8 protein-coding genes are annotated in these 10,565 nt (G+C 73.5%); 2 read left to right on the top strand and 6 right to left on the bottom strand.

Going from position 1 to position 10,565, the window contains the following annotated elements:
• The first annotated feature begins 232 nt into the window (after positions 1 to 232).
• Positions 233 to 1,060 carry a sigma factor-like helix-turn-helix DNA-binding protein gene (locus J7E93_RS33065; RefSeq protein WP_374105465.1) on the top strand — a complete coding sequence of 276 codons (828 nt, stop codon included), beginning with the start codon at positions 233 to 235 and terminating at the stop codon, positions 1,058 to 1,060.
• A gap of 76 nt (positions 1,061 to 1,136) precedes the next feature.
• Here the strand turns inward: J7E93_RS33065 and sucD are convergent, their stop codons facing one another.
• From sucD to J7E93_RS33035, 6 genes are all read right to left on the bottom strand, one after another.
• A complete protein-coding gene (gene sucD, locus J7E93_RS33060) occupies positions 1,137 to 2,021 on the bottom strand; it encodes a succinate--CoA ligase subunit alpha (protein ID WP_215073730.1) in 885 nt (294 codons plus the stop codon).
• 20 nt (positions 2,022 to 2,041) lie between these two features.
• Entirely contained in the window at positions 2,042 to 3,220 is a 1,179-nt protein-coding gene (gene sucC, locus J7E93_RS33055; RefSeq protein WP_215073729.1) for an ADP-forming succinate--CoA ligase subunit beta, read from the bottom strand.
• 434 nt (positions 3,221 to 3,654) lie between these two features.
• On the bottom strand, positions 3,655 to 4,857 hold the full coding sequence (locus tag J7E93_RS33050) for a VWA domain-containing protein (RefSeq protein WP_215073728.1): 1,203 nt from the start codon (positions 4,855 to 4,857) through the stop codon (positions 3,655 to 3,657).
• Positions 4,854 to 7,265, bottom strand: coding sequence for a DUF5682 family protein (locus tag J7E93_RS33045; RefSeq protein ID WP_251067439.1), 2,412 nt, complete (start codon positions 7,263 to 7,265; stop codon positions 4,854 to 4,856). Before J7E93_RS33045 ends, J7E93_RS33050 begins: the two co-directional genes overlap by 4 nt.
• A complete protein-coding gene (locus tag J7E93_RS33040; RefSeq protein WP_251067438.1) occupies positions 7,262 to 8,410 on the bottom strand; it encodes an AAA family ATPase in 1,149 nt (382 codons plus the stop codon). Before J7E93_RS33040 ends, J7E93_RS33045 begins: the two co-directional genes overlap by 4 nt.
• Before the next feature lie 111 nt (positions 8,411 to 8,521).
• The gene (locus J7E93_RS33035; protein ID WP_215073727.1) at positions 8,522 to 8,935 is read right to left on the bottom strand and encodes a hypothetical protein; all 414 of its coding nucleotides are present in this window, start codon (positions 8,933 to 8,935) and stop codon (positions 8,522 to 8,524) included.
• Positions 8,936 to 9,078: 143 nt separating this feature from the next.
• Between J7E93_RS33035 and J7E93_RS33030 the strand changes: the two genes are divergently transcribed.
• Positions 9,079 to 10,488: an SWIM zinc finger family protein gene (locus J7E93_RS33030; protein ID WP_215073726.1), complete on the top strand. Its 1,410-nt coding sequence runs from the start codon at positions 9,079 to 9,081 to the stop codon at positions 10,486 to 10,488.
• Positions 10,489 to 10,565 lie beyond the last annotated feature (77 nt).

Genomic DNA, 10,565 nt, shown 5'->3' with positions numbered 1-10,565 from the left:
GCGCACGAAGCCCGCCGCTCCGGCCCGGCCCGCCGCGCCGCCCGCCGCGAGCAGCGCAGCCACCCGGCCGAAGGCCGCAGCCAAGCGTGTGTCCAAGCCGCCCAAGGGGTACGCCCCCTCGCCCGGCCCGGTCGGCGCCCGCAGGGCTGCTCAGCCGTCCCAGCCACCCCAGGAGCACCAGGGGCGGCTGAGACCGGGGCCGGCCGTCGAGGAACCCCGCGGGGAAGGGCCCGTGGTCGCTGAACGTCCGACGGGGCCCTCCTTCACCCCCGAGGAGGCCTTCGACGCGCTGTACGCGTACGCCGCCCCGGCGCTCGTCCACCAGACCTACCTGCTCACCGGCCGCCGCAGGCTCTCCCGTGAGGCCGTCGAGCACGCCTTCCACTACGCGTGGCAGCACTGGCCCGAGGTGGCGGTCGACCGGGACCCGGCGGGCTGGGTGCGGGCCACGGCGTACGAGTACGCGCTCTCCCCCTGGCACCGGCTGCGCCGTGTCCACCGTCATCCCGACGCCCCGCCCACCGAGGCCGGGCGCCGGGCCCTGCTCGCGGCCCTGCTGGAGCTGCCGCCTCCGTACCGCCGTACCGTCCTGCTCTACGACGGTCTCGGCCTCGACCTGCCCGACACGGCGGCCGAGACGGAGGCGAGCACGCCCGCCGCCGCGAACCGGCTGCTGCACGCCCGTACCGTCATCGGTCAGCGCGTTCCCGAGCTCGCCCACCCGGACGCGCTGCACCGACGGCTGGGTGCCCTCGCCTCCGAGGCGCCGACGGCGACGCTCGCGGACGCCCGGACCGTACGGACGCGCAGCGAGCGGCACGCCCGGCTGTGGACGCGGACGGCTCTCGCGGTGACGGCGGCGCTCATCGGGGTGACGGCCTTCACTGCCGCCACCGCGCCGACGCAGTACCTCCCGGTCCACGCCCCCGGCGAGACGGTGAGCGGCGTCCCGATGCGCGGCGGCTCCCCCAAGCTCACCCCGCGGGACAGGGAGCTGCAGAAGATGCTCGGTGACCAGCCGCACCACGGTCCGGAACGGCTGATCCCGGACGCGCAGTAGCGCGGACGCGAGAGGGCCCCGCCCTTCCCGGTCTCCCGGGAGGGGCGGGGCCCTCTCACCTGTGCGGCAGTCTGGTTCAGCCCGCGAGGATGGCGCGCGCCAGCTTGGCCGTCTCGGTCGGCGTCTTGCCGACCTTGACGCCGGCGGCCTCGAGGGCCTCCTTCTTCGCCTGGGCGGTGCCGGAGGAGCCGGAGACGATGGCGCCGGCGTGGCCCATGGTCTTGCCCTCGGGCGCGGTGAAGCCCGCGACGTAGCCGACGACCGGCTTGGTGACGCTCGATGCGATGAAGTCGGCCGCACGCTCCTCGGCGTCGCCGCCGATCTCGCCGATCATGACGATCAGGTCGGTCTCGGGGTCGGCCTCGAACGCCGCGAGGGCGTCGATGTGCGTCGTACCGATGACCGGGTCGCCACCGATGCCGACGGCGGAGGAGAAGCCGATGTCACGGAGCTCGTACATCATCTGGTACGTCAGCGTGCCGGACTTCGAGACCAGGCCGATGCGGCCCGGCTTCGTGATGTCGCCCGGGATGATGCCGGCGTTGGACTGGCCGGGGGTGATGAGACCCGGGCAGTTCGGGCCGATGATCCGGGTCTTGTTGCCCTTCGACTGCGCGTACGCCCAGAAGGCGGCGGAGTCGTGGACGGCGATGCCCTCGGTGATCACGACGGCCAGCGGGATCTCGGCGTCGATCGCCTCGACCACGGCGGCCTTGGCGAAGGCCGGCGGGACGAAGAGGACCGAGACGTCGGCGCCCGTCTTCTCCATCGCCTCGGCGACGGAGCCGAAGACCGGGACCTCGGTGCCGTCGAAGTCGACGGAGGTGCCGGCCTTGCGCGGGTTCACGCCACCGACGATGTTGGTGCCGTCGCCCAGCATGAGCTTGGTGTGCTTCATGCCCGTGGCACCGGTCATGCCCTGGACGATGACCTTGCTGTCCTTGGTGAGGAAGATAGCCATGGTGTGCTTGACCTCGTCCCTTACTTCGCAGCCGCGAGCTCGGCGGCCTTGTCGGCCGCGCCGTCCATGGTGTCCACACGCTGCACGAGCGGGTGGTTCGCGTCCGACAGGATCTTGCGACCCAGCTCCGCGTTGTTGCCGTCGAGGCGCACGACCAGCGGCTTGGTGACCTCTTCGCCCTTGGAGGCGAGGAGCTCCAGGGCCTGGACGATGCCGTTGGCGACCTCGTCACAGGCGGTGATGCCACCGAAGACGTTGACGAACACGGACTTGACGTCCGGGTCGCCCAGGATGATCTCCAGGCCGTTCGCCATGACCTCGGCGGAGGCGCCGCCGCCGATGTCGAGGAAGTTGGCCGGCTTCACGCCGCCGTGGTTCTCACCGGCGTACGCGACGACGTCCAGGGTCGACATGACCAGGCCGGCGCCGTTGCCGATGATGCCGACCTCGCCGTCGAGCTTGACGTAGTTGAGGTTCTTGGCCTTGGCAGCAGCCTCGAGCGGGTTGGCTGCGGCGTGGTCCACGAACTCCTCGTGGCCCGGCTGGCGGAACTCGGCGTTCTCGTCGAGAGACACCTTGCCGTCCAGGGCCAGGATGTCGCCGGAGGCGACCTTGGCCAGCGGGTTGACCTCGACGAGGAGCGCGTCCTCGGCGACGAAGGTGTCCCACAGGGTCACCATGACCTCGGCGACCTTCTCGGCCACCTCGGCCGGGAACTTCGCCTGGGCCACGATCTCGCGGGCCTTCTCGATGGTCACACCGGTGTTGGAGTCGACCGGAACCTTCGCGAGGGCCTCGGGGGTCTTCTCCGCGACCTCCTCGATGTCCATGCCGCCCTGCACCGAGGCCATGGCCAGGAAGGTGCGGTTGGTGCGGTCGAGGAGGTACGAGACGTAGTACTCCTCGAGGATTTCCGGAGCGGTCTCCGCGATCATCACCTTGTGGACCGTGTGGCCCTTGATGTCCATCCCGAGGATGTCCGTCGCGCGGGCGACGGCCTCGTCGGGGGTGGCGGCCAGCTTCACGCCGCCGGCCTTGCCGCGGCCGCCGACCTTCACCTGCGCCTTGACGACCGACTTGCCGCCAAGACGCTCGGTGGCCTCGCGCGCCGCCTCAGGCGTGTCGATGACTTCACCGGCCAGCACCGGTACACCGTGCTTGGCGAAGAGGTCCCTCGCCTGGTACTCGAACAGGTCCACGCGCGTCCGTCCCTTTTCTGATGATCGCGGTTCGTTGTCTGCGTGGGCGTGCCGCGAAGGGCAACGTGACTGCGCTGTCACAAGGGAGGCGTACACGGTGTCCGTGGACGCGGCATGTCCGTCTCGCAGGTTATCCCCGAGGGACGTGGGTCCCTAAATCGCAGCTCACACGCGAGCGGTGATACGGGTCACAGATCGTAGGGGGTGTGGGGCGGTCCGTAGGGGCCGGACCTGGGGGTGGAGGAACCCAAGTACCAGGCGGGGCCCGGGCTTGGCGGACCTCACGACGCGCCCGGCCGCGAGGTGAGGGGCCGCGGGGGGCGCGTGTGATATGGGCCTCAGTCGGGCGCGCCGCATCCCTCCGAATGGCGGTGCGGCAACGGATTCCGCAGCTCTGTCAGGTCGCGGGCGGATGTGTCGGATGGGCCTCGGGGTCATCCATGCGTCGCTCCGTCCGGCAGGTCCGGCACGGGCAGGGGGCGCTTCTCGATGGCCGCGGCCATCACCTCCGGGAAGAGGTCGGGGGTGCAGGCGAACGCCGGGGCGCCGAGTGCCGCGAGGGCGGCCGCGTGCTCGCGGTCGTAGGCGGGGGTGCCCTCGTCGGAGAGCGCGAGCAGGGCGACGAACTGCACGCCGGAGGCCTTCATCGCGGCGACCCGTTTGATCATCTCGTCGCGTATGCCGCCTTCGTAGAGGTCGCTGATGAGGACGACGACGGTGTCCGCCGGCCGGGTGATCCGCGCCTGGCAGTAGGCCAGGGCCCGGTTGATGTCGGTGCCGCCGCCGAGCTGGGTGCCGAACAGGACGTCCACCGGGTCGTCGAGCTGGTCGGTCAGATCGACGACCGCCGTGTCGAAGACGACGAGCCGGGTCGCGATCGACCGCATGGAGGCGAGGACCGCGCCGAACACCGACGCGTACACCACCGACGCCGCCATCGAACCGGACTGGTCGACGCAGAGCACGACGTCCTTCTTCACCCCCTGGGCCGCCCGGCCGTGGCCGATGAGCCGCTCGGGGACGACCGTGCGGTACTCCGGCAGGTAGTTCTTGAGGTTGGCCCGGATCGTGCGGTCCCAGTCGATGTCCCGGTGCCGGGGGCGGCTGACCCGGGCCGAGCGGTCGACGGCGCCGGTGAGGGTGGCCCGGGTGCGGGTGGCCAGGCGTCTCTCCAGGTCGTCGACGACCTTGCGGACGACCGCGCGGGCCGTCTCCCTGGTCGTCTCGGGCATGGCCTTGTTGAGGGAGAGGAGGGTGCCGACGAGGTGGACGTCCGCCTCGACGACCTCCAGCATCTCCGGCTCCAGGAGCAGGGTGGAGAGCCCCAGGCGGTCGATGGCGTCGCGCTGCATGACCTGGACGACGGAGCTGGGGAAGTACGTCCGGATGTCGCCGAGCCAGCGGGCCACCGAGGGGGCCGAGCCGCCGAGCCCCCCGGCGCGGTCGCGCCCCGAGGACGCGGCCGGACCCGCTCCCGGACCCGCTCCCGGGCCCGTGCGGCGTCCGTAGAGCGCGGTCAGGGCCCCGTCCACCGCCGCGTCCGTACCGGTGAGGGAGCGGCCGGTGCCCTCGGCCTCCCCGCCCCCGAGGACCAGGCGCCAGCGCCGCAGCCGTTCGTCGTGCCCGGTTCCGTTCATCGCCCCACCCCCACGAGGTCGTCTCCCAGCAGCAGTCGCATCACCGGCAGCACTCCGTCGGCCCGTTCCTCGTCGAGGTGGGCCGCGAAGCCGGGTACTCCGGCCTCCGGTCGGGTCGCCGCGGCGGACGGCCCCCGTGCGATCAGCTCCCCGAGGGTGCGCCGGACACCCGTGCCGTACGCGGAGAAGGTGCGGCGCAGCAACGGCAGCACGTCGGTGAAGGCCTCCCCCGTCACCCCGGTCAGCCAGTCGTCGACCAGGGCGAGCAGCCGTTCGTCGTGGAGGAGGAGCATGCCTCCTCCGGAGGCGCCGCCGACGAAGCCCTCGATCCAGGCGGCGGCGTCGGCGGGCGGGGTCACGGGCGAGAGGGCGAGGCCCATGAGCCGGGCCGCCTCGTCCTCGCCCAGCCGGCCCTCGTCGAGGAGCAGCCGGGCGGCCCGGCCCCGGATCACTCCCGGCACGCTGTCGCGGCCGGCGATCCCCCGCAGCGCCTTCGCCCAGCGGTCGAGCAGCGCCGCACTGTCGGGGAGCAGTCCGAGGGCGGTGTGGACGGCGTCGAGGTGACCGCGCATCTCGGTGGCGGCGTCGGCGTCGAGCCCTGTGCAGGCGGGCGGCAGTCCGACCCGGATCCGCTCGGCGAGCCCGGCCGCGACCTCGGCCAGCGCGGCGGTGTCCGTGGCGCGTACGTCTCCGTAGCGCAGGGAGCGGGCGAGAGCGGGCAGGGCCTGGGCGAGGTGGCCGACGTCGGTGTCGAGCGCGGCCCGGTCGGCGAGGGCCCTCATGACGGCGGGCAGGGCCTCGCCGAGGCCGGCGAGCAGGCACCGCTCGGCCAGCGAGGTGACCTCGGCGAGGGCGGTGGCCTCCAGCGCGCGGCTCTCGGCCCTGGCGGTGGCGGCGGAGGCGACCGTGGTGCCCCAGACGCCGGCTTCGGCGACCCTGACGTGCAGTTCGGGCTCCCAGCGCAGTCGCCAGCTCTCCCGGAACGTGCCGGTGCTGCCGCGCCCGGCGACCGGCTCGCCCCAGCCGACGGAGAGCAGCCGCAGCCGGTGGAGCAGCCGGCTGCGGGCGGCGTCGTTCTCCTGACGCAGGTCGAGCTCCACCTCCCGCTCCGCGGCCTCGGGTTTGAGCCGCAGGCTGCGCTGGAGCCGCGTCAGATCGCGCTGGAGCGGTACGGCAGGGGCGTCGGCCGGGACCTCGCCGAGGACGTCGCCGACGACGAGGCGGTCGCGGACGAGGTCGAGGGGGACGTCGGAGCCGTCGCACATCACGGCCCGTACGGCGTCGGTGGTCTCGCCGAGCCCCGCCAGCGGTCTGCCGCGCATGGCCGCGAGGGTCTCGGCGAGCCGTACGGCCTCGATGACGTGGGCGGAGGAGACGAGTCGGTCCTCCGCCCTCAGGAGGCCGGCGACCTTGGTCATCCAGCGTTCGACGGGCCGGTCGGGGGCGGTGAAGAGGTGGTCGTACCAGCCGGGCGCGTCGATGCCGGCGCCGTATCCCGAGCGCCGGGCGAGCCGGCGGTGGGTCCAGGGCACCCAGGTCATCCCGGTCTTCACCTTGGGCAGGCCCTTGAGCAGGGCACGGTCCGCGGTGGCGGTGGTCTTCCGGGACAGCGCGGGCACGTGCCAGGCGCCGCAGACGACGACCACGTCGTCACCGAACTCCTTGCGGGCGGCGCGCACCTGGAGACGCATGTACGCCTCGCGGACCAGGTCGCGGGCGTGGCCGCCGTGGCCGTAGGCCTCGCGCAGGGCGCCCATGGCCTCGGCGAGCGCCGTGAAGGGGGCTGTGGGGTCGGCGGTGGCGTTCGCGACGCGCAGCTCGATCACGTCCTCCCACCAGCGCTCGGAGTCGTCGTACCCGGCGGCCTGCGCGAGTTCGGCGATCGGGTCGATCCGCAGCTCCGGGTGGGCCTCCTCGTCCCCGTCGCCCCAGGTGGGGTCGGTGGCGGCGAGGGTGTGGGCGGCGGGGAGGTCGATGAAGCGGACGGCGGCGCCGTGGGCCAGCGCCCAGCGGATCGCCACCCACTCGGGCGAGAACGCGGCGAACGGCCAGAACGCGGACCGGCCGGGGTCGTCCACGGCGTGCGCGAGCAGCGCGACCGGCGGCCGCATCGTCTCGTCGGCGGCCAGCTCCAGCAGGCCGTCCGCCTCGGGCGGGCCCTCGATCAGCACGGCCGCGGGCCGCCCGGCGTCGAGCGCCGCCCGCACGGCGCGCGCGGACCCGGGCCCGTGATGACGCACCCCGAGAACCAACGGCCCGTCACCCCGCCGTTCGCCCCTGCCGGGCACGCGACCGGGGGTCGGGGCGGGAACGGATGTCGGCGCGGCTACGGGCGCGGGAACGGGTGTCGGCGTGGGTGCGGGAATGGGCGTGGGTGTCTGCGTGGGTGCCTCCCGGAGCGCCGTCATGCGCTCACCTCGCGGCAGGCGCGGTAGAAGTCCTTCCAGCCGTCTCTCTCCCTTACGACCGTCTCCAGATACTCCTGCCAGATCACCCGGTCGGCGGCCGGGTCGCGGACGACGGCGCCGAGGATGCCGGCGGCGACGTCGCCGGGCCGCAGGACGCCGTCGCCGAAGTGGGCGGCCAGAGCGAGGCCGCCGGTGACGACGGAGATCGCCTCGGCCGTCGACAGCGTCCCCGAAGGGGACTTGAGCTTTGTGCGGCCGTCCGTGGTGGCACCGTCGCGCAGCTCGCGGAAGACCGTGACGACCCGGCGGATCTCCTCGACGCCCTCCGGCACGGCGGGCAGATCGAGGGAGCGCCCGATCTGGTCGACGCGGCGCGCGACGATGTCGACCTCGGCGTCCGGCGTGGCGGGCAGCGGCAGGACCACGGTGTTGAAGCGGCGGCGCAGCGCGCTGGAGAGGTCGTTGACCCCACGGTCGCGGTCGTTGGCGGTGGCGATGACGTTGAAGCCGCGGACGGCCTGCACCTCCTGACCCAACTCCGGTATGGGCAGGGTCTTCTCGGACAGGATCGTGATGAGCGTGTCCTGGACGTCCGCGGGGATGCGGGTGAGTTCCTCCACCCGGGCGGTCAGGCCCTCGGACATCGCGCGCATGACGGGGCTGGGCACGAGCGCGTCCCGGCTCGGCCCGTGGGCGAGCAGTCGCGCGTAGTTCCAGCCGTAGCGGATCGCTTCCTCCGGCGTCCCGGCGGTGCCCTGGACGAGCAGGGTGGAGTCTCCGCTGACGGCGGCGGCCAGGTGCTCGGAGACCCAGGTCTTGGCGGTGCCGGGCACACCGAGCAGCAGCAGCGCGCGGTCGGTGGCGAGTGTGGTGACGGCGACCTCGACGATCCGGCGCGGCCCCACGTACTTGGGCGTGATCACGGTCCCGTCGGGGAGCGTGCCGCCGAGGAGATAGGTGGCGACGGCCCACGGCGAGAGCCGCCAGCGGGCGGGCCGCGGCCGGTCGTCGGCGGCGGCGAGCACCTTGAGTTCGTCCGCGAAGGCGTGCTCGGCGTGCGGCCGCAGGACCTCGGCCGGAGCGACGGTCCCGGTGCCGGTTCCGGCACCGGGCACGGCGCTCGCGATGGTTTCGGGCACGGTCATGGATCCCCCTCCAGATCGTTCGACCTGATGTGGGATCCACCGTGCACCATGCCACTGACAATCAACCGTCGCCGCAGGCCAGGGGCCGAATCGACGGGCGGGTCAAGGGAGTCAGCCGACGATCGGGGATTCCGCGACGCAGCCTCCGGCCATCGCCTGCTCGCCCGTCGCCTCCTTGAGGACCTTGCCCTGGTGAATGACCTTGCAGGTGAGACTGGCGACGTCCACCGACATCGGCATGACGGCCGGAGGCATGATCCCCTTCAGCGTCACCGTCTTCTTCCACGGCGTGGTCGGCTTCGTCTCCGACTCGAGCTTCGGGTCCATCGCCGTACCGCCGCCGGCGTGGAACTGGATCGACTCGACGTTCTTCCCGGTGACTTCGTACGTCACCTCGTAGGTCTCGTTCACGGCCTTGTCGACCTGGTCGGCGGCCTTGTCCGCGGCCTCGGAGCAGGCTCCGAGGCCGAACGCGAGAGCGGTGACGGCGAGCGCCGAGACGGCGGTGCGAACGGTGCGCTTCATGGCGGGTCTCCCCCGGGAGTTGCGGTTGATAAGGGGCACAGAACCGTAAAGAAAAGGTAAAGTCAAGTCATGGCGGCCCGGGTCCCGGCGGTCGAAGTCGCAGCCCCGCGGCGTTGTCAGTGGCTACCTCTACGGTCGGGGGCATGGACACACAGGGGGTGCGCTGGACGGCGGATCAGGTGCTGGCTCTGGCTCCTGACGACGCCTCACGCCGAGCGGGGAGCAGGCTCGGCACGGCCGGGCCGTGGACCGGTGCGGGCAGCGACGGCCGGGGGGCCGTCTGGGGTCTGTGCCGGGGCAGCGGCAGCACGCCGTACCGGACGGTGGTGGACACCACGGGACCGGCGTACGCCTGCAGTTGCCCCAGCCGCAAGTTCCCGTGCAAGCACGCGCTGGGACTGCTGCTGCTCCGGTCCGGCGACGAAGGGGCCGTCGCCACCACCGAGGTGCCCGACTGGGCGGCGCGGTGGCTGGAGAGCAGGCGCGAGCGCGTCGGCGGTGGGGGGACGGGCGCCCCGGCGGGGCCGGGCCGGCCGGCCGTCGCCGATCCCGAGGCCGCGCGCCGCAGGGCGGAGCGCCGGGCCGCCCGGATCACCGCGGGAGCCGAGGAGTTGGAGCAGCGGCTCGCCGATCTCCTCCGCGGTGGCCTGGCGGCGGCCGAGCAGTCGGGATACGGCCTGTGGGAGGAGACCGCGGCGCGCATGGTCGACGCCCAGGCGCCGGGACTCGCCGCGCGGGTACGGGAGTTGGGCGCCCTGCCGGGCTCCGGCGCCGACTGGCCCGTCCGGCTCCTGGAGGAGTGCGCGCTGACCCATCTCCTCGACCGGGCCTGGCTCTCCGTCGACCGGCTTCCCGCTCCGCTCGCGGCGACCGTCCGCACCAGGGTGGGCCTGACCACGCCGGCCGAGGGCCCGGCGGTACGGGACCGGTGGCTGGTGCTCTCCCAGTACGACACCACCGACGGGAGACTGACGACCCGCCGCAGCTGGCTCCACGGCCGGGAGAGCGGCCGCACGGCCCTTCTCCTCTCCTTCGGCGCCGCCGGCCGCGCGCCCGGGCCGGCGCTCCCCGTCGGCATGGTCCTCGACGCCGTCCTCACCCACCACGCGGGCGCGGGAGCCCTGCGGGCCGAACTGGGCGAGCAGTTCGCCGCGCCCGCCCCGCTCGACTCCCCGCCCCGGGGCGGAACGGTCGGCGAGGCCCTCGCCGCCTACGGCCACGCCCTGCGGGAGGACCCCTGGCTGGACTCCTGGCCGGTGACGCTGACCGATGTCGTGCCGATACCGACGGACCACGGCTGGCAGCTCGCCGACGCCTCGCCGGGCGCGGCGGGTGGCACGGTGCCGGACCCGGGCGGTGACGGCGTCGGCGTCGGCGTCGGCGAGGCGATTCCGGTGAGCGGTCCGGCGCTCGGGCGGCCGGGGCTGTGGCGGCTCGCGGCGCTCTCCGGGGGCCGGCCCCTGACCGTCTTCGGGGAGTGCGGCCACCGGGGGTTCACTCCGCTCGCCGCCTGGTCGGCCGAGGCCCCTGGAGAGACGGTCCCGCTGCGCTGACCGCGCGGCCCCGCACCGCCCGCACGCCCCCACGACCCGACCCGACCACCGCACCGGCCGACCCGCCCCACCGCCCC

The organism is Streptomyces sp. ISL-36 (assembly GCF_018614205.1).
Lineage (GTDB): Bacteria > Actinomycetota > Actinomycetes > Streptomycetales > Streptomycetaceae > Streptomyces.
The sequence above is the reverse complement of the archived record's forward strand: the minus strand, read 5'-3'. Positions and strand labels throughout refer to the sequence as shown.

Excerpts from the sequence above, each read along its gene's own strand:
- J7E93_RS33040 (WP_251067438.1), bottom strand. The coding sequence starts at position 8,410 with ATGACCGTGCCCGAAACCATCGCGAGCGCCGTGCCCGGTGCCGGAACC.
- J7E93_RS33045 (WP_251067439.1), bottom strand. The coding sequence starts at position 7,265 with ATGACGGCGCTCCGGGAGGCACCCACGCAGACACCCACGCCCATTCCC.
- sucD (WP_215073730.1), bottom strand. The coding sequence starts at position 2,021 with ATGGCTATCTTCCTCACCAAGGACAGCAAGGTCATCGTCCAGGGCATG.
- J7E93_RS33050 (WP_215073728.1), bottom strand. The coding sequence starts at position 4,857 with ATGAACGGAACCGGGCACGACGAACGGCTGCGGCGCTGGCGCCTGGTC.
- J7E93_RS33030 (WP_215073726.1), top strand. The coding sequence starts at position 9,079 with ATGGACACACAGGGGGTGCGCTGGACGGCGGATCAGGTGCTGGCTCTG.
- J7E93_RS33035 (WP_215073727.1), bottom strand. The coding sequence starts at position 8,935 with ATGAAGCGCACCGTTCGCACCGCCGTCTCGGCGCTCGCCGTCACCGCT.